Here is a 19,114-nt window from a genome sequence, read left to right on the forward strand (position 1 = left end):
AAGCCAGGATCAGGGAACTGATAAAGCTTGCGGTTCAGCTGATATAACAACGAATTTCATTTTTTGAAGGGTCGCTCAAAAATAAATCTATTATCTGATAGATAAACGCACCGCTCCGCCCGACTTCTGCCTACAGGGTATCCTGCAAACGGTAGACAAGCCTCGGCAAAAACCGTCCGGCGATGGCCTCGGAAGCAATTTTTCCCTCTTCCACAGCACCCATTTTTTCATAGAAAGGCTGCGCATAGGGATCAGAGGCTATCACCAGTTCTCTGGCCTGCAGGGTTCTTGCGATCCTGACACACTCATCAAAGAGCTTGCGTCCCAGACCGCTCCCCATCGCCTCGGGAGCGATGAAAAGCTTGTCGAGCCAGCATTCATCAGCATCTCCAAGCACCTGACACACACCAATGATCTGACCATTCCCGTCAACAGCAACCCTGACGACAGCCTCCTCCAAAACCTCAGGAGAAAGGGTCAGGGCCTCCACACAGGCGTCAATAAACACCTGGTCATAACCCCAGTGCGCCTTTGAACGCAGACAAAGTGCTGATGCCTCCCGAAGATCATCAGCTCTGGCGTCCCGGATGCAGATCTTCTTCATTCCTGTGATGTCCTGAAGCTGTAATAGAGACGCCCCAGAAATTCCCGGATGCTTTGCTGTGTTTTTGAAAAAGCCGCTTCGCTGGGCAGAAATGACATGAAGGTGACGCGGTTCCCGTCACTGATCTTGAAATCAACGGGATAGGGAAACACGGCAAATCCCTGTTGCTCAAACAGCGCCTTTGCACGCGGCATGTGAAAGGCAGAGGTCACCAGAATGATTTCAGGATTGTCCCTGTCCAGAATTTCACGGACAGCATAGGCTTCCTCACTGGTGTTCTGAACATCGGAGGTCACCAGAACAATCTCCTCGGCTATGCCGGCCTCCAGTGCCTTCTCACGGAGATATTCTCCTTCGGGAGGCAGCTTTATCCAGGGCACGGCACCGCCCGTAAAGATCAGGTACCCGGCTTTTTCCGCCCGGATCAGTTCAAGACCACCCCAGAAACGATCAACAGCACCGCCCCATTCCGGGACAATCCCGTCCCTGCCCGGACTGGGATTCAGCATTCCGCTCAACACAACAATCGCATCCGCTTCCGGGGCGTCTTCCGCAGAAAGCCTGATCTGTCCCCTTTCGAGCTGACCATACAGAAAACCTGCCACCAGCGGGTTGCTCGCAATCAGCAGAACCAGCAAGGCGAGAAAGGCAAAGCTTCTTTTTCTGAAAAGCAGCCCCATGACCAGAAAAAAGACAACAACCGCAATCGGTGACACCAGCCAGGGCAAAATCTTGTGAAGGTAAATCATTTTCCGTCCCACCAGTTCCCGTCAGGATCGAACAGCTTCCGGGTCCGGCTTGCGGGCAATATTGATCACAAGGATCAGAATTGTCACGGCAACACCGGCAATCTGGATGCGTTGATCATAGGGCCAGAGACAGGCAACACCGGCCAGACCGATTACTCCTCTGAACAGGATATTCAGCGGATTTTCCAGACAACCCTGCAAGGCTCCGGCAAGGGCATAGATCCCCACAACCGCAAAGCCGAAGATCGTCAGCATCTGCCCCCAGTCACCGGACAGCAGACCCGTGTAGGCAAAAAGAACGGGAACAATATAAAGTCCCTTGGCCAGCTTCCAGCTGGACACCCCCGTCGCCATGGCCGGGGACTTGGCAATTGCCGCAGCCGTAAAGGCCGCAAGGGCAACGGGCGGCGTAACATTGCTGTCCTGGGACAGCCAGAAGATGATCATGTGCGCAGACAGCAGGGCTGCAAGAGCAACCTCTGCCGGGACAACCAGATCCCTCAGAGGTGCAGAAACCTCAAGAGGCAGGCTGCCAACAAGTGCTGCAGCCTCCGCGCGTTCAACAGGACCGCTCAAAAGCGAGAGCGCTTCCGGTGCCTCCAGCATGATGATGGCCTTGGCCGTCTCCGGAAGTGTTCCTGCTGCCATTGCATCGATCACAAAACGGTCTGCAATCATACCGGCCAGTGCAGGTGCCGACAGCGTTGCCAGGACGATATAGGCTGCTGTCACCGGAAGTCCCATCCCCAACACCAGACTCGCGAGAGCAATCAGCACCAGCGCAAAGAGGATGGAGCCACCGGACCAGTCTGCAATCATCAGGCTGAAGGTGTTCCCGATACCGGCAGTGGCAATCACATTGACGATCAGTCCCACAGCACAAAGCAGGACTGCAGTGAGGACCATGTTCCGCGCGCCCATCTCCAGAGCCTCCAGAACAGCCCTGATCCCCATGGGGTTCCTTGTCAGCCAGCTTGAGACCACAACAGCCACAATTCCCACAACAGCCGCATAGGTCGGTGTAAAGCCGGACACCAGCATCCCGATCAGAATTGCAATGGGAATAATAAATGACGCTCCGCCACTCTTGAGGGCATCTGTCAGCGTGCGGCCTTCCGATGGCATGGGTTGCAGGCGCAAACGACGCGCTTCAATCCTCACAAAGAAGATCACACTCAGGAAGTAAAGCAAGGCAGGCAACGCCGCAACAGCGACAATTGTCTCGTAGGGGATTTGCGTAAAGCTGGCCATCACAAAGGCACCGGCCCCCATAATCGGTGGCATCAGCTGTCCGCCCGTCGAGGCAGCAGCCTCAACTCCACCGGCGAAACGTCCCGGAAAACCGGCTTTTTTCATCAGGGGAATGGTGATCACACCTGTCGAAGCCGTGTTTGCCACAGCAGAGCCGGAAATCGTTCCGGTCAGACCGGATGCCAGAACAGCAACAATGCCCGGCCCCCCGACAAGACGGCCTGCAATTGCGCGGGACAGATCAATAACAAAATCCCCGGCGCCGGAACGGATCAGAAAAGCGCCAAAAACAATAAAAAGAAAAACAAAGGTCGAGGAAATGCGGGCAATGGACCCGAACATGGCGTCATCGCCATAGACAGATCGAAAGGCAATGGACTCCCAACTCAGGCCGGAAAAGGAGAAAACCCCGTCAATATGAGCACCCCAGAAACCGACGTAGCTGATTGCCAGCACGATCAGGGAGGGGATCACCCACCCCGTCAGACGGCGCGTCAGTTCAATGGCACCGACGACACAGATAATCGTGGCAATCCAGTCGAGATTGCTCAGCTTGACCCCGCGATCATAGATAGCATTTTCAGCGAAGGTCAGATAAACGGCTGATATGGCAATGGCGACACCGAAAAACAGGTCGATCCCGAGTTCGACAGCCCCGCGTTTCCGATGCATCCCGAAGGCCGAATAAAAACAGACGGCCAGAAAGGCAAAACCTGCGAAGTGGAAGGCATTGCGCTGAAACTCGGACAGAACAGGAAACAGCGCAACATAGAGATGCCCCAGCGCAAAAAGAACGCAAAAACCGGACAGCAACCATCCCCACAGCGTTTTGCCCTGCTGCTCGTCAGACACAGGTGTTTCTTCGTTCTCAGACATCGTTTCCAGACCTCAACAACCACATAACCCCGAGGGAAAATAAAAGAGTCCGGATCTGAAAAGCCTTTTCAGATCCGGACTGCCGTACTGATAAACAGAGCTGGATCGCCTTATTTTGCGATCAGGCGCTCCGGAATATCGATGCCAACTTCCTTGTAGTACTTCGCAGCACCGGGGTGCAGCGGAACAGGAAGACCGGCAATTGCCTTTTCAACAGCCATCGCCTTGGTTGCCGGGTGAATGGCCTGCAGGAATGGCAGGTTTTCATAGATCGTCTTTGTGATCATGTAGACGTTCTCTTCAGGCAGGTCCGCAGAGGTCGCCAGGAAGTTCGGCTGTGCAATGGTCTGAATGTCTGCATCCTGGCCAGGATAGGTTCCAGCCGGAATGGTGTAAGGTGTCCAGAGGTTACGACCTGCATCAGCCTTTGCGACTTCTTCAGCAGTGAAGTTCAGCATCCGGACCTTGTCACCTGCTGCAGCCATCAACTGGCTGATGGCACCGGTTGGAACACCTGCCGGAGTACCGATCCCCTTGACCTGGCCATTTTGCAGTGCCTCTGCAGAAGGACCATAACCACCGTGGACCAGATCATAATCCGCGCTCAGATCAACACCGATCCCGGACAACAGGGCAGCATTGGAACCGATTGTTCCGGAGTTCTGCTTGCCAAGCGCCATCGCTTCGCCTTTCAGCGTCGCCATGTCAGAGAAAGTTCCGGACTGTACAGCATCAGCAGCAACAACGAACTGCTCGACGTTTTGCCAGAGCATGGTCACAGAACGCAGCTTTTCCTGAACACCGGCCTCTGCAAGTGGCCCGGTTCCCTGGGATGCATAGTAGCCATAGAGCCCCTGAATGATCCCGAACTGCGCTTCGCCTTCACGCAAAAGACGAACGTTCTCACCGGAACCCGCAGAGCTGATCGCGGACATACCGATCTTCTGTTTCGGCTGGAGCTTGACCTTTACCAGAGTGGAAAGCGCCACACCGACAGGATAGTAGGTACCGCCTGTTGATGCCGTTGTCAGAATGTAGTTTGCTTCCTCGGCCTTTGTGACCGGTGCAGCGACTGTCATTGCCATCGCTGCAAGCGCAGCCAAACCAATACGTTTCATTTTGTGCCTCCTAGGGGGTTAGAAACCTGATCTTTTGTTCGTTTTGGCGGTGCGCTTGTGCCGCGCACCTGTTTCTGCCGCAAGGGCGACAATAGTATCAGCAAATTGCCAAAGTTAAACAATTTTCCTTTCATATCAGGGGGCAAGAGAAAAAATCACACCTTTGCTTACCCTTTCCTCTTAAGACTCTCTTAAGCAAAGGCATCTAGACTTTTCGATAGATAGCTCTTTCAAATAATACTTTCAGCAAAAGCGAAGTGCGTTGCAACCCAACCAGTAAAACAACTCAGGGTTCTGTTATGTCTATTCGTGCCAAGATCTTACTTTCCATTTCAGTACTCGGTTTAATCCTGCTCTTTTTTGTCGCCAATGACACAATTAAAGTTGTGCAGATCTATCAGGAAAACCAGAAGGCCATCAAAATCAACCAGGCCTCCAACCTGCTTTTGAAGGCTGCGGGATCATGGGCCGTAGAACGAGGCACCTCGGCCGGAACGCTGGGCAACCCCTCAAAGGCAAGTGACGCACAGCTTGAAACAATCCGTGCCAAGCGCATGGAAGCTGACAGCACCTATGCAGAGGCCGTCGCCATTATTGATCAAATCGGCTCGGATGCAGTGAAAAGCGACATCAACAAGGTCAACGGGACACTGGCACAGGTAAGATCACTGCGACAGAACGTTGATGCCGCTCTGGGTGCAAAGCGCAATCAGGACGAACAGGAACTCCGCGTCAAATTCTTCCAGAAGATCACCCAGTTGATCACCGAATCACAAAAGCTGCGCGTGCATGAGGAAGAACAGCTGGGCGAGCATATCTCCGCTCACATTGCCATGGCCTTTGGTATTCGCGACAGTCTCTGGATTGTCACGGAATACTCCGGGCGTGAGCGCGGCCTGCTCGCCGGCACAATCGGGGCGAGCCGTCCTTTGAACAGCACTCTGGTGACACTCGGGAATTTCCGTGGTCACATTGAAACCGGCTGGGATCACGCAGTCGATCTGGAATCCGAACTGACGCCAGAGTTCCACGACGTCATGCAGGTCGCCAAGAAGATCTACTTTGATGACTTCAGCACGCTGCGAGCTTCTGTGATCGAGGCAGGTTCAACGGGCAGCAACCCCGCCTACCCTGTGACAGCTTCAGCCTGGTTCGAAAATGCAACCAGGGCCATGAGCAGTATCTTTGCCGCCCAGGAAATCGCCAAACGCGATATTGCCGCCATGATCAAAAAAGATGCCTCGACAGCACTGCTCTGGATGATCTTTGACATTGCCATCATCATCGTCGCCATCGTGGCCTATGCGGGCAGTCTCTGGATTGTCGTCAAGCAGGTTGTCAACCCGCTGGAAAAAATTCGCGCCACACTGATTGAACTGGCCAGCGGCAATCTGGAAGCCTGGGTTCCCAATATCGAAGGCAAGGGCGAACTGCCGGATATGGCGCGCGCTGTCTACAAGTTCAAACAGGAAACCCGTGCCGCCAATGCCTACCGCGAGGAGCAGGAAGAGTTCCGCCTTCAGACCAAGAAGGAACAGGCAGAAGCCCTGTCCTCCCTGGCTGACAATTTCGAAACGACCGTGGGGTCCGTCATTGATGCCCTCTCCTCTTCGGCGACAGAACTCTCGGCCACATCCGGCGAGGTCAGTTCCATCGCGACACGCACGGCCACCAACTCGACAGACGTGCAGCACTCCGCCAATGAAGCCGGTGAGGAAATTGAGTCTGTCACAGCCGCTGTGAGTGAAATCAACCGGGCCATTGTGGAGATGTCCGCACAGGTTCGCGAGACCTCGCAGCTCACCAACGAGGCCGCACTGAAGGCAACGGATGCAGGCGAAAAGGTTGCAGCTCTGAATGCCGCCAGTGCGAAGATCAAAAGCATTGTCGAGCTGATTGCAGACATCGCCAACCAAACCAACCTGCTGGCGCTGAACGCCACCATTGAGGCCGCACGCGCCGGTGAAGCAGGCAAGGGCTTTGCTGTCGTTGCCAACGAAGTGAAATCCCTGGCCTCGCAAACGCAAAAGGCGACCGAGGAAATCAGCACACACGTGGGCACAATGCTCAGCGAAATCGAGAGTTCCACAGAAGCTGTGAACACCATCAACACAGCGGTCGAAAACACCAACTCAACCATGACACAGATTGCCGGGGCTGTTGAGGAACAGGCTTCAGCAACAAGCGAGGTTTCCAAGGCCGCCAATCATGCCGCCGAAAAAATCCGCTCCGTTGTCAGTGCCATCAACACGGTCTCCACAGACGCCAACTCGACAGGCGGTGCCACAGAGGAAATGCAGATGGCCATTGACGAGCTGTCCAAGAACAGCAATCTGCTGTCCCAGGAAACCAACCGCTTTATTGAAGGTGTCCGCACGGATATCGGCTCTGAAGACACGCCTGCATCAGGGGATGAAAAAGCCGCCTGATCCCGTTCCTGCCCCTTTCAGGTTCCCAAAAAGCTCTCTCCCGAAAAGTTGAGAGCTTTTTTCTTGCGCGGAACCCGACAGGCCCTATCTTTTTCAAATGCTGTTCCCATTGATCAGAGAGACATCCCATGACCGCCATTCAGATCCATTACCACGACACACCCGCAGGTGAACTGATTATGGGGTCGATCGGGGACAGGCTGTGTCTGTGCAACTGGCGACACAAGAAAACCCACGAACAGGTCAACAGCCGCCTCAAGCGCTATTTCAACACGGAGCTGGTCGAAGGCAACTCTCCTGTTATCGAACAAACCATCCAGCAGCTCTCGGAATACTTTTCCGGTGAGCGAACTGCCTTTTCGGTCCCGCTCGCCTTTGCCGGCACTGCTTTTCAGAAAAGGGTCTGGGAACAGCTGCTGCTGATCCCGTTCGGCGAAACCTGGAGTTATCTGGATCTGGCCAACAGGCTCGGAGATGCCAATGCAACACGGGCTGTCGGAACAGCCAACGGGGCCAATGCCATTTCCATTCTCGTCCCCTGTCATCGCGTCATTGGAAAGAACGGCTCTCTGACCGGATACGCTGGTGGATTGGGTACCAAGGAAAAGCTCCTGCAGATCGAAGGCTGCCTGCCTCAACCGGAACAAAACGACCTCTTTGCATAGGTAGCGGCAGCGTCAGGGTTTGCATCCCTGTCTGAACAGCCTGTCCTGCTGCTCCTCTGAAAGAGGTGCCAGTTCGTTCCTGCCCTCATTCCACAGATGCTGCGCCACTGTCAGGCTCCGCAGTCCGGCCTCATCCGGTTCCTCATCACAATAGGGCGTATTGTTCAGAGCCAGATCAAAGGAATACTGGGGCACCAGCTGCGCAAGATCCGCATGTGCCAGCCGCTTTCGAACAGACGGAAAGACATCTTCACCTTCCCAGCCCTGCATTTCCCGTCGCTTTGCAATCAGCAGTTTCGCGGCCTCCGGATCAGCATTGCTGACAGCCATGATGTTCAAAACGACAGGTGATGGCAGAAGCCCGTAATCCACAAGAGCCTGCAACAACGCCAGACGCTCCTTTTCATCCATCAAGGAAACATCACCTCCCTGCTCTCCGTGCGGAGACAGGACATAGGCCAGTTGCTCGACAAGGGCGACATGCGGATTTTCAAGTTCACTTCGGTGGCGCTCAATCAGTTTGAGACGCGCCTCAAAACTGACTGCTTCGACAAAGGCATCTGAAAAGACACCAGACTGTCTGTCCGGAGCTGCCTCACTAAAATAGTCATAATAGAGATAACCGGCCAGAACCAGATAACCGCACAGAAAAGCAGCGTATGGAAGCGTTTTCAACCCGATACCGTCACGCAGTAACACCCAGCCGCTGTAACCACTGACAATCAGCCCCCAGCCCCCCGCAACGGCCAGAAGCACAAGGAACCAGGCAGCTCCTTCAAATCCGTTGCGGCTGTCATTCATCTGAACAGCAAGCCAGATTGAGACCAGCAGGAAAGGCAGGGTTATAAAAGCCAAAATCACGAAATCTCTGGACATGATAAAATCATCCTGCTGGTACAAAAAGCTACATTAAAAAAGCTTCGAAAAAAAGGAGCGTTGCCCAACAGTTGAGAACAACCACCACAGCAACAAGATGCCAGATGGCGCCTTTGAAAGCTCTTCCAACCAGGACAGCAAGGCAATAGAATGAAACAACCATTTCCCAAACCAGGGGAAGTACAATTTCCAGCAGAAAGCTGTAACTGATCGCTCCAATCCCGTCATCGGGCTGCCCTTGTCCTGTCTCGTAGAAAAGCCAGGCGGCAACGAGTTGAAAGGGAAACGAGATCAAGACTATACGCAGAAAATCTCTTTTCACCAGCCCTGTTCTGTCGCGTTTTCCCGCTCCTTCCAGTTGGTCCGTCATTTCAAATCACCCTTTGTTTTGCGCCAAAAGTCCCATCAGGGCCTTGTCACCGGACGTCTTGGCCGAAGAGGAGACAAACACAACATTTCCTCCCTCTGCTGCGGCATCACGCATGGCTTCCATTTCGTTGATGCTGACAAAAAATTCCAGTGCAGCCTCGGCAGACAAGCCGGTTTTCCCGCGGAAAGCCTCAATGGCCTCGGAATTTCCCTCAGCGACGATCTTGCGGAAACTGGCATAGGCATCAGCCTTGATCTGCAAGGCTTCCCCTTCGGCCCGGGCCTTGGCGACAGACAGCAAACGTGCAGCCTCACCCTCTGCAACAGCCGCTTCCTTTTCACGCTGTGCCGCAAGGACCCTGTCAAAGGCCTGACGCAACTCCGGAGACGGTTGCGGATCGTCCACCAGAACGTTGATGATCCAGAAACCGAAATCATCCATCTTTTCTGTCAATGTCTCCTGAACATCCCCCTGAAACGCAGCCTGGGATTTGAAAAGGTCCTCAAAGGACAATCCGGATGCAGTGGAACGCACCTGGTTGACGATGTAGGAACGGATCTGCTCCTCAGGCAAAGAGAGCTTGTAATAGGCTTCCTTTGCACGATCGGGATTGACCGCAAACTGAACGCGAATTGGTACATCGACAAAGGCATTGTCTGAAGACTTGACCCCGACCGTTTCAGCGATCTCCATAATCTGCAGGGAAAAGTTCCCTGTCGCAGTCTGGATCGGATAGGGCAGCTTGAAGGAGAGGCCTGCGGAGCGCGTGCTTGTATACTTGCCGAAAGTCTCGATGATCTTCACATTCTGTTGTCCTGTAATGACAATCATCGACGGCAGAAGAATCAAAACAATGGGGATGAGCAGAAACCCGCCCAGTTCAATAAAAAGAAAATCCATTTCCAACCCCTTACAAAGGATAAGTTTCCGGGAACTGACATGCTGTCGTTCAGTAAAACCCGAAGGTTCAAAAAACAGGAAGAAAAAATATTTCCGAACAATTTCATTAAAAAACAAAACACTTGAAAAGAGTTTGACTTTGATGAGAAGATAATTCCCATAAGAAAACAAAAAACAGAGAGATAATGAAAGCTTTACGCCTCATTTTTCTGACATTTCTTTTCATGCAAGCCCTCAGCGCCCAGGCTTCAGGCACGAACTATTCAATAAAGATACTTGCAACCGAACTTCCCCCGTACACTTTTACGGAAAACGAGAAGCCCAAAGGAATTATTCTTTCCCCGATCATGGAAAGCGCGGAGAGAAACAACACCTACATCGAGGTCGAGTTCATGCCCTGGCAAAGGGTGCTCAAGGAGCTGGAAAACAATCCCGGCACCTTTATCGTTGCCATGGCTCGTTCTCCCGAACGCGAAAAGCTCTACCACTGGGTTGCCCCTGCCAGAAAAACGCGGATTGGCTTCATTTCCTACATGAATGAGCACAGGCACGCTGAAGGCGACGAAGACCATCTGTTCAACGATCGCATTTGCGTTGAAGCCAAAACCCCGATGGACAACTGGATTTCAAAGCGTCCCTACAAGAACGTCGTTATGACAACCAGCTCCTTCAGCTGCATGAAAGCCCTGCAAACAGGGCGGGTGGACTACTGGCTCACAGATGAAACCCTGGCCCACTATACAATGCAACATCACAAGGGACAGCCGGAACATCTGATTTTTCATCACAAGATCATGGAACCCGTGCTTTACATTTCAACATCCCTGAAAACATCACAGGATGTCGTCGAGCACATGAGAGTCCTGCTCTCCACAAGTGACCTCGACGCACCGGAATAATTTTTTTCAAAAAAATCTGAACCTTTCGAAAAACCGCTTCGACGAATGGCTGTCCGGCCTCCATGACAAATGGCTGCCCGGCCCCATCAAGTGTTCGGAGAAGCAACCATGCGCGCCACCCCTTCTGCTCCCCTTTCATTGCGCCTTATGAGTGGAACCTCATTGATGGCCCTGATGCTTTCACAGGCAGCGTGGGCTCTTCCCCAGGGCGGTTCTGTTCAAAGCGGAGACATTGCAATCACCACACCTGCCACAGAGCAGATGACAATTACACAAAACAATGACAAGGGGGTCATCCACTGGGACAGCTTCAACATTGATGCCACCGAAACCGTTACCTTCGTTCAACCGGACACAAACGCACTGACCGTCAACAGGGTCACCGGAGGTGATCCGAGCCTGATCTTCGGCTCCCTTCAGGCCAACGGCAGGATCATGCTGCTGAACCAGAACGGCATTCTGTTCGGCCCCGGCTCAACGGTCGACGTTGGAGGACTGGTTGCCAGCACACTTGATCTTGACGATGCATCCCTCGATGACCTTTCAAACCTTCAGTTCAATGCAGGTGCAAATGACACAGCAGCCATTGTCAATGCCGGCGAGATTACCGCAGCAGACGGAGGACTGATTGCCCTTGTGGCTCCCGGCGTGGCAAATATGGGAATCATCAGAGCCAATATGGGGACCGTCAATCTTCTTTCAGGCGAATCAACCGTTCTCGATCTGAACGGAGATGGTCTCATTTCAATAGAAATGGCAGACATGAACCTGACTGGTGCCAAGGCCTCCCTGAACGGCACAGAGCTTCCACTTGGAATTTACAACTCGAAAAGCTCCCTTGTCGAAGCCGAAGGTGGTCAGGTCTTCATTACCGCAGCCTTTGCCAAACAGGTGATCAACTCGGCCATCAATCTCTCTCCCCTGACCGAGAATGAAGCTGTAATTGATCTGGATGGCACCATTCGGGCAGGAAACGGCGGGCGCATCATTGTCCATGCAGGCAGTTCACAAAACGGTTTTGCCGACGATGCCCTGAACGGACTCCAGTATGGTGACGAGAAAATTGCAAACGAGATCAAGATCAGTGGCCTCCTGTCCGTTCAAGGAACCGACGCAGCCACAGATGGCGGCAAAATCGCAATCTCCGGTCAGTACATTCATCTGGAAAACGGCTCGGAACTGAACGCAAGCGGCACCGCAAACAGCGGCACACTGGGCATTGGCAGCAACGATAAATTCAACCCAACGATCAGTGGCTCTGTACAGCCTCTTGACGGCACAAACGGCGCAGGGCCAATCACCCAGTCCCCCGTGGCAACATCGGTTCTGGTGGGCGCCCAGTCACAGCAGGTCGTCAACCCCGGTGACGAAGACAGCAATATTGTCATCACAGCCTTTGTCGAAGCCTACGAAGGCAATGTTCCCTTTGTTCTCCTGTCCGGGCACGACGGAGCCTACGCCCCCGGACACTACATGTCGGAATCTGATCTTGATGCCGACGAAAAACTGGGACCAAAGATTTTTCCCAGTAAAGCGCGGGATACCTTCACCCATATCATCGCACAGGCCGCCTTCGACGCCGTGGCAGGACAAACCGGTATGCCGGTTAACGCAAAGCCCTATATGTTCAAATTCAATATCCTGCGCGGACATGTCGACGTCAACAGGTCCTACCTGAAGGTCGACGAAAAGGATGAAGCCATGAACCTCACCAGTTGGACATCCTACGAGGGCGGCACCTACAATCTGGGAGCCGATGCCTATAAAAGCTGGCATATCCTGATTGATCAGGCGACGGACAGTATCGAACAAACACACGGCGCAGGTTATCTGCTTGACATCCATGGTTTTAACTCAAAAGCCGATCCACAGGTCGTCGGAGGCCTGGGTAGTCCTATGGATGTTCATATCGACAATTTTGACCCGGATCACGCGGTAGAAATCCTGCTTGGGTTCGGAGCGCTGGACCACAAAGACATCCGGATCCTGAATTCCAAGGCACTGGGTTTGGCTCCAGGTCACCCGGATTATGTCGCATCCCCCAAATCAGCCTGGCAACTGGCTTCAGAATCCTCCGTTTACCACCAATATACTTCTCAAATTAGCCCCGGGATGACCGAACAGGATAAATATCAACTCCTGTTTGATCTGATCATGGGTGATAAATCCTTCGTCCATCAGTTGAAAACAGCAACAGATAATGTCGACTTTGACGGAGACAACGACGGAATCGATGTTTTTTATACACCTCTTCCGGACAATCTTCCAAAGCCTGACAGTGTAGGTTTCGTTCCGCCTGAAGCCAATCTTGATCACTTCTATCAGGGTGGCTTCAATGTTGATGCACACGGATCAGGTATTTTTAATACCTCTCCTGAGCCATATGGAGGAGGCGTTGTCAGTGGCGTTCAGATCGAAGTACCCTCTCACATCCGCCATGGTGGAGACACAAAAAATCTTCTGGGCCAGGGACTCTCTGAATCGACAGCAGCCTATCTTCAGGACGCCACTGCCTTCCCTGAACTGGGCGGGACTGTCACTGCTGAAGTTGAAACTTCCGACACCCAGATTGCAACAGCAGCGACAAACCTTGAAAACGGTTTTCTGACGGGCCTGCCGACAGCAGCGGATATCCCGGCTGTTGCCGATCCTGTGCCTGATCCCGATCCTGTGCCCGACCCCGATCCTGTGCCCGACCCTGATCCTGTGCCCGACCCTGATCCTGTCTCAGAGCCGGACAGTCCAACCGACACCGACAGCATGATTCTCATTCTCATGGAACAGCCAGTCCCGGAAACCGAGGACATCGCCATGGAAGCAGAGGAAGCAGACGAACAGGATCTCGACTACTCGACCATTCGGGCCAGAGCTTCCCTGTCTCATGTGGCCAGTTGTCTGAACTCCTCATCAAGCGACAGCTCTGCTGAAGATAACAGCGCCTCCCCTGCGAACGTCCAACAGGATTGCTCGGCCACTGTTGACGTTCAAAGCACCCGTTAATTCAAAAGTTTTTACCCCTGTTCTCTCAAATCACTGCCCGGAGAACAGGGGTTGGAGTTTGTTTATGTTGTATCAAATCCCTTTTCAAAAAATCCTTGTTCCCCTTGGCAGCACGCTTACCCTGTCCCTTCTCTCCCTGACAGCCTTTCCCTGTTATTCCCAATCCTTGCAAACCCCTTCCAATCTCTTGAAAGAACTGGAAAAACCGGACATCCCGCTGGATGAGCAACCCAGGCTGGAGTTTGAAAAAAAACAGGATGAAGACAAGGGAACCTCCGACAATCAAACGCCGGTTTTCCTGAAAGAAATTTCCATTGATGGCAATACGGTTTTCCCTGCAAGCGATCTCAAAAATCGCATCGACAAACTTGTTGGTCGCACTCTCACACTCGGGGAAATCGACAGCTTCGTCTCGGAACTCACCGCTGATTACCGCAACAGAGGCTACTTCCTCACGGCGATTGCTCCGGTTTTGCAAGAAAGCGCAACAGGCGCTTCCCTCTCCCTGCGGATTGTTGAAGGCTTTATTGACGACATTATCCTCGAACCGATCGATGAAACAGTTCTGGGCGGTCCGGATCAGGACCGTATTCTCGCCTACGCCCAAAGGATTACAGAAAGCCGTCCCCTGCATATTGATGACATTGAACGCGGCCTCCTGCTGATCGACGACATGCCCGGTATCCGGGTCAGATCCGTGATCAGGCCCTCAAAGGAAACGGTTGGCGCAGCAAATTTGCATCTTCTGATCGAACAGGATGAGTTTTCAGGCGTCATAACCGCAAACAACCGCGGCAGCCAGACACTCGGGCGCGGAAGACTCCACAGTATTCTGACACTGAATTCCCTGACAGGTCGCTCGGAACAAACCCGTTTCAATCTCTCCACCATAGCACCCGTTCGCAGTGAAGGAGAGATATTGCACCTCGGTCTGACCCACAGGGAGCTGATTGGCAACGACGGCCTCTCTCTCACAGTCCATGCATCGGGACTGCAATCGGAGGAAGGAGATGAACTGGATGAGCTTGATGTCATCGGAAGCTCGAGAAACGCCTCTGTCTCACTGGACTATCCCTTTATCAGAAGCAGGACAGAAAACCTCTATGGCTCTGTTCGCCTGAACTATTCCAATCAGTCGACAAAGCTGCTGCATGAACGCATTCTCGAAGATCGTGTCTGGTCCGTCAGCGCCAGTGGCCGTTATGAAATTGCAGGCCCGGGTCGCCTTTCACGCTTTACAGGCAGCATCAGCAAGGGTCTCAATCTCTTTGACGCCTCCCACAGAAACGATCCTGATCTGTCCCGTGAGGGCGGGCGTCCCGACTTTTTCAAGGTCAATGCTTCCTTTACCCACAATCAGCTTCTGATAAACCAGCTGGTTGGCACAATCAGGCTGGCCGTGCAGTACGCTCCACATTCCCTCCTTTCAACCGAGGAGTTTACACTGGGCGGCGTACAGTTCGGGCAGGCCTATCAAAGCTCGGCCCTGGCAGGTGATCAGGCCCTTGCAGCCAGTTTCGAGATCAGCAGGACCTATACACTGGACAGCAGCATCACACTCCAGCCTTTTGCCTATCTGGATGGAGGCCGTGTCTGGAACCACAACGACCAGGATGATGACAGTCTGGCTTCAACCGGTCTGGGCCTGCGCTTCAACCATGACGCCGGCCCCTGGTTCGATCTGTCCCTGAACGCTCCACTGGTTCGGGATGATCTGGATGATCGCCCGGATCGTCCGCGCCTTTTCATTTCAGGCGGATTCCAGTTCTAGAAAAGGTCCGGCTCCGGAAAGGCACCCGCTTCAGACCAACTTTTTTCTGAAATAGATCCGCTGATACCCCTGCTCTTCACGCTCGTCTGTGATTTCAAACCCCAGACGCTGATACCAGCCCACATTCGCTGTCATGAAGCGATTGGTGTAAAGCTGATAGGATCTGGCTCCAGCAGAGAGAAGGAACGCTTCCACTCTGTCAATCAACCGCGAACCAAGTCCCTGCCCTGCCGCTTCGGGTGCAACAGCAATGCTGTCCAGCCAATAGCCTTTGTCCTCCCCTGCTCCATCCAGAAAGAAGACAACCGCATACCCCAGCACGGAGCGATCCTGATCTTCAGCAACGAAGCAGGTGTCCTGCTGCAAATGCCGGGCATAATCGGCAACCATCGGGGCAGGCTTCTTGCCAATCGCCGGGACATAGACAGCATAGGCTTCCTCCGCTATGGCCTGAATTGCCGGAAGATCATCATCATTTGCGCTGCGAATGGAGATTTCCAAGCCCGCCTCCCTAACGCTCGGCTGTTGCAAGCTTGAGCGCCAGACCAGCAAAGACACACGCCGCAATTCTGTTCATCACCCGCTGTCCTCTTTGCGATGAAACAACCCGCTCCCCGACCGAGCCTGCCAGCAAAGCCAGACCTCCGAACACCAGCAGGGTTGCAAGCATGAAAAGACCTCCCAGCTGTGCAATCTGCAAGGGAATGGCCCCCGAGTTCACATCAACAAACTGGGGCAAAAAGGCGAGGAAAAAGATGGAAACCTTGGGGTTTGTCACATTCATGACAATACCGCGCAGGTAGAGATTGCCCCGGCTTTCAGGCAGGGTCTCGTCCGGCTCCGCGGTTTGCTGCATCCTTTCAAACGAGGCTCTGAAAGCACCATAGGCCAGATAGAGCAAATAGGCCGCCCCGAGATATTTCAGGAGGGAAAAGGCCAGCGCAGAGGTCTGGAAAATCGCCGCAACGCCCAGAGCGACAGCCAGGGTATGCACAATCAGTCCGGTGCTGAGACCCAGAGTCACCCTGATCCCTGCTGCCCGACCCTTCAGGGCGGATTGCGTCAGTACAAAGATATTGTCCGGCCCCGGTGTCAGGGCAAGCAATACAGCAGCAGCAAAGAAGGCAACAACCGTTTCCCAGGCAATCATGGCACCGAAACCTCCGCAAGAAATAAGACCACTCCTTTAGCCATACAAAAAGCCGCTCCCCAAAGGAAGCGGCTTTTTTGAATTCGGCGTGTTCCGAAAGCGTAAGAATTAACGCTTGGAGAACTGGAAGCTACGACGCGCTTTCGCCTTACCGTATTTCTTACGCTCAACAACACGGGCGTCACGTGTCAGGAAGCCACGGGCTTTCAGAGCAGGACGCAGTGCTGGTTCGTAGGATGTCAGAGCGCGGGAGATACCGTGACGGATCGCACCAGCCTGACCGGACAGACCACCACCTTTAACAGTGGCAACAACGTCGAACTGGCCAACGCGGTCTGCAGCTTCAAAAGCCTGGGCAATAACCAGACGCAGAACCGGACGACCGAAGTAGTCTTCCTGCTCGCGGCCGTTTACTGTGACTTTACCGGAGCCCGGCTTGATCCAGACGCGAGCAACAGCGTCTTTACGACGACCAGTCGCGTAGGAACGGCCCTGAGCATCAATTTTTGGCTCAGCTACAACTGCAGCTTCTGCAGAAACAGCAGCCAGATCACCAAGATCATTCAGAGTTTCAGCCATTGATTACAGGCTCCTTGTGTTTTTGGAGTTCTTGGACTTGAGATCCAGAACTTCCGGCTGCTGAGCATCGTGACCGTGCTCTGCGCCAGCGTATACGCGAAGGTTTTTCATTTGCTGATAGCCGAGCGGACCTTTCGGGATCATGCGCTCGATCGCTTTTTGAATAACACGCTCAGGGAAGCGGCCTTCCAGGATCTGACCAGCTGTGCGCTGCTTGATACCACCAGGGTGGCCAGTGTGCCAGTAGTAGATCTTGTCAGAGTGCTTGTTGCCGGTCATGGCAACTTTCTCTGCATTGATGATGATGACATTGTCACCACAATCCATGTGAGGTGTGTAAGTTGGTTTGTGTTTGCCGCGCAGGATTTTCGCAACTTCGGCAGCCAGGCGACCCAGCACCAGGCCTTCTGCGTCAATTACGAACCATTTTTTTTCAATGTCTGCGGGCTTGGCAGAAAAGGTTTTCATTGTATGAACCACTGCAAGCTGTTTCATCGATTGGGGAACGCGTCCTTGCCAGATAGCACCACAGAGTGCACAGACAATCGCGTTTGATGAGGGTATCTAGTGGAGCCCAAAGGCTTTGTCAAACGCTTTTACACAGCACCATTAAAAATAAATAAACAAAAACAACAACTTATATTAACGGTATTTTTTTACCACATAATTTTACCCTGTTTGCCTGCCCTTTTCCTCGCAAAACACAAGAACGGCCCCGGTAAAGCATCGGGGCCGTTCTTCAAAACCAGCTACACAATAAAGTGCATCAGTCCGAAAAAAATCAGTCAAACAGGGCGTCAATATCATCCTGTGTGATGCTGCCCTCGTTCATACCGGCCGGGCCGTTCATCAGCTTCTCGTCATCGCTGCGCCCATCATCAATATCAACAGGCATGTCGATAAAGGCATCCACACCCCAAATGTTGATCATCGCCATAATACGGTCTTCGATGAAACGGAGCGTGTTGATCACCTTGGTCATCCGCTGACCGGTAATGTCCTGGAAGTTGGACGCCTCAAGAACCGTGATCACATGCCCTGCGATCTTTTCACAGGCGGCCTGCACATCCGGATCGTCGTGCATGATCTTGGACAGCTCATCGACAGTCTGCTCGATTTTCTCGCTGGCATCCAGAATGGAGTGGGTTGCCGTCTCCGTCGCCATCAGAATGGCATCAAGCTCGTTCGTCGCCTTGGTGACCCGGTCGTCCTCTTCCTCGACACTCGGGTGCTTGATCTGGGCAATCTCCCGCTTGGTCTTGCCGATCATGCGAACCATCTGGGCAATCTCAAGGCGTACATCCTCTGCATGATGCTCTGGAGGGCCGTTGTGTTCACCCTCGACAGCCGGTGCAGAAGACGGTTCGGCTGACTGCGTACGAACATTCGCAATGGAGGATTTCATGGCATGCATTTCACTGCGAAGCTCGTTAATCGCTTCAAACAGCTGCAGATTGGATACCTTGGCATCCGCAGTCAAACCCCGACGCAACCGCTGGACACGTTCTGCGGAAAATTCACCTTTTGGCTCTAAACTCATATCGACAATGGCTCCGGTTAGAGTTTTGTTTTGCGACGATGATAAGCCATGAAGTTTAATCAATTATTGCTAAAAGCAGATCTTTCTGCAGCTTTTGCCCGCATTCACGACACTTTATCAAGGCCCTTCAGCCCCGAAAGGCGGCAAAGCCGGATCTACCCGCGGGCCAAATTGCAGTTTCCTGCTGTTTTGCCTCTTTTGCCGCTTGGGCCTTATTCCCTTTTTTTGCCGAATATTTTTTTGTATAAATGTTCGCACGGATTCTTAAGGAACCGATTATAGCGACATCGTTTCGGTTAATCGAAACAGGGATAAAGGCACCGTTTTTCCGATAACT

At 53.1% G+C, this 19,114-nt stretch carries 17 protein-coding genes; 5 read left to right on the top strand and 12 right to left on the bottom strand.

All coding sequences use genetic code 11. The annotated features are described in order from the left end of the window. Positions 1–130: 130 nt before the first annotated feature. The 4 genes from AAAH10_RS09895 to AAAH10_RS09910 form a co-directional block, all read right to left on the bottom strand. The gene (locus tag AAAH10_RS09895; protein ID WP_343563029.1) at positions 131–604 is read right to left on the bottom strand and encodes a GNAT family N-acetyltransferase; all 474 of its coding nucleotides are present in this window, start codon (positions 602–604) and stop codon (positions 131–133) included. Further along, a complete protein-coding gene (locus AAAH10_RS09900) occupies positions 601–1,353 on the bottom strand; it encodes a YdcF family protein (protein WP_343563031.1) in 753 nt (250 codons plus the stop codon). Before AAAH10_RS09900 ends, AAAH10_RS09895 begins: the two co-directional genes overlap by 4 nt. A gap of 21 nt (positions 1,354–1,374) precedes the next feature. Beyond that, positions 1,375–3,480, bottom strand: coding sequence for a TRAP transporter permease (locus AAAH10_RS09905; RefSeq protein ID WP_343563033.1), 2,106 nt, complete (start codon positions 3,478–3,480; stop codon positions 1,375–1,377). 110 nt (positions 3,481–3,590) lie between these two features. Beyond that, positions 3,591–4,598 carry a TAXI family TRAP transporter solute-binding subunit gene (locus tag AAAH10_RS09910; RefSeq protein WP_343563035.1) on the bottom strand — a complete coding sequence of 336 codons (1,008 nt, stop codon included), beginning with the start codon at positions 4,596–4,598 and terminating at the stop codon, positions 3,591–3,593. 299 nt (positions 4,599–4,897) lie between these two features. Between AAAH10_RS09910 and AAAH10_RS09915 the strand changes: the two genes are divergently transcribed. Next, positions 4,898–7,027 (top strand): methyl-accepting chemotaxis protein, encoded by a 2,130-nt coding sequence (locus tag AAAH10_RS09915; RefSeq protein ID WP_343563037.1) that lies wholly within the window; start codon positions 4,898–4,900, stop codon positions 7,025–7,027. Between the two features lie 128 nt (positions 7,028–7,155). Then, entirely contained in the window at positions 7,156–7,692 is a 537-nt protein-coding gene (locus AAAH10_RS09920) for a methylated-DNA--[protein]-cysteine S-methyltransferase (protein ID WP_343563039.1), read from the top strand. Positions 7,693–7,704: 12 nt separating this feature from the next. Here AAAH10_RS09920 and AAAH10_RS09925 read toward each other — a convergent pair whose 3' ends face one another. Genes AAAH10_RS09925 through AAAH10_RS09935 form a run of 3 tightly spaced genes read right to left on the bottom strand, consistent with a single transcriptional unit; the run spans position 7,705 to position 9,838 of the window. Continuing rightward, positions 7,705–8,568, bottom strand: coding sequence for a hypothetical protein (locus AAAH10_RS09925; protein WP_343563041.1), 864 nt, complete (start codon positions 8,566–8,568; stop codon positions 7,705–7,707). A gap of 28 nt (positions 8,569–8,596) precedes the next feature. Continuing rightward, complete coding sequence (locus AAAH10_RS09930; protein WP_343563043.1) at positions 8,597–8,938, bottom strand: hypothetical protein; 342 nt, start codon at positions 8,936–8,938, stop codon at positions 8,597–8,599. A 6-nt stretch (positions 8,939–8,944) separates the two neighbouring features. Next, complete coding sequence (locus AAAH10_RS09935; RefSeq protein ID WP_343563045.1) at positions 8,945–9,838, bottom strand: SPFH domain-containing protein; 894 nt, start codon at positions 9,836–9,838, stop codon at positions 8,945–8,947. Between the two features lie 224 nt (positions 9,839–10,062). On the opposite strand from AAAH10_RS09935, the gene AAAH10_RS09940 reads away from it, so the two are divergent. The 3 genes from AAAH10_RS09940 to AAAH10_RS09950 all read left to right on the top strand — a co-directional run bounded on the left by AAAH10_RS09940 (position 10,063) and on the right by AAAH10_RS09950 (position 15,508). Continuing rightward, positions 10,063–10,737 carry a substrate-binding periplasmic protein gene (locus tag AAAH10_RS09940; RefSeq protein WP_343563047.1) on the top strand — a complete coding sequence of 225 codons (675 nt, stop codon included), beginning with the start codon at positions 10,063–10,065 and terminating at the stop codon, positions 10,735–10,737. A gap of 108 nt (positions 10,738–10,845) precedes the next feature. Beyond that, entirely contained in the window at positions 10,846–13,737 is a 2,892-nt protein-coding gene (locus AAAH10_RS09945) for a two-partner secretion domain-containing protein (RefSeq protein WP_343563049.1), read from the top strand. A 64-nt stretch (positions 13,738–13,801) separates the two neighbouring features. After that, positions 13,802–15,508 carry a ShlB/FhaC/HecB family hemolysin secretion/activation protein gene (locus tag AAAH10_RS09950; RefSeq protein ID WP_343563051.1) on the top strand — a complete coding sequence of 569 codons (1,707 nt, stop codon included), beginning with the start codon at positions 13,802–13,804 and terminating at the stop codon, positions 15,506–15,508. Between the two features lie 30 nt (positions 15,509–15,538). Here the strand turns inward: AAAH10_RS09950 and AAAH10_RS09955 are convergent, their stop codons facing one another. From AAAH10_RS09955 to AAAH10_RS09975, 5 genes are all read right to left on the bottom strand, one after another. Next, the gene (locus AAAH10_RS09955; RefSeq protein WP_343563053.1) at positions 15,539–16,009 is read right to left on the bottom strand and encodes a GNAT family N-acetyltransferase; all 471 of its coding nucleotides are present in this window, start codon (positions 16,007–16,009) and stop codon (positions 15,539–15,541) included. Between the two features lie 10 nt (positions 16,010–16,019). Then, positions 16,020–16,658 (bottom strand): LysE family translocator, encoded by a 639-nt coding sequence (locus tag AAAH10_RS09960; RefSeq protein WP_343563055.1) that lies wholly within the window; start codon positions 16,656–16,658, stop codon positions 16,020–16,022. 108 nt (positions 16,659–16,766) lie between these two features. Then, positions 16,767–17,237: a 30S ribosomal protein S9 gene (gene rpsI, locus AAAH10_RS09965; protein WP_343563057.1), complete on the bottom strand. Its 471-nt coding sequence runs from the start codon at positions 17,235–17,237 to the stop codon at positions 16,767–16,769. 3 nt (positions 17,238–17,240) lie between these two features. Beyond that, positions 17,241–17,705 (bottom strand): 50S ribosomal protein L13, encoded by a 465-nt coding sequence (gene rplM, locus AAAH10_RS09970; protein ID WP_343563304.1) that lies wholly within the window; start codon positions 17,703–17,705, stop codon positions 17,241–17,243. Positions 17,706–18,018: 313 nt separating this feature from the next. Continuing rightward, complete coding sequence (locus tag AAAH10_RS09975; RefSeq protein ID WP_343563059.1) at positions 18,019–18,777, bottom strand: protein phosphatase CheZ; 759 nt, start codon at positions 18,775–18,777, stop codon at positions 18,019–18,021. Positions 18,778–19,114 lie beyond the last annotated feature (337 nt).

Origin of the sequence: Carbonatibacter coralli, assembly GCF_039592655.1 — a bacterium.
GTDB lineage: Bacteria > Pseudomonadota > Alphaproteobacteria > Kiloniellales > Kiloniellaceae > Carbonatibacter > Carbonatibacter coralli.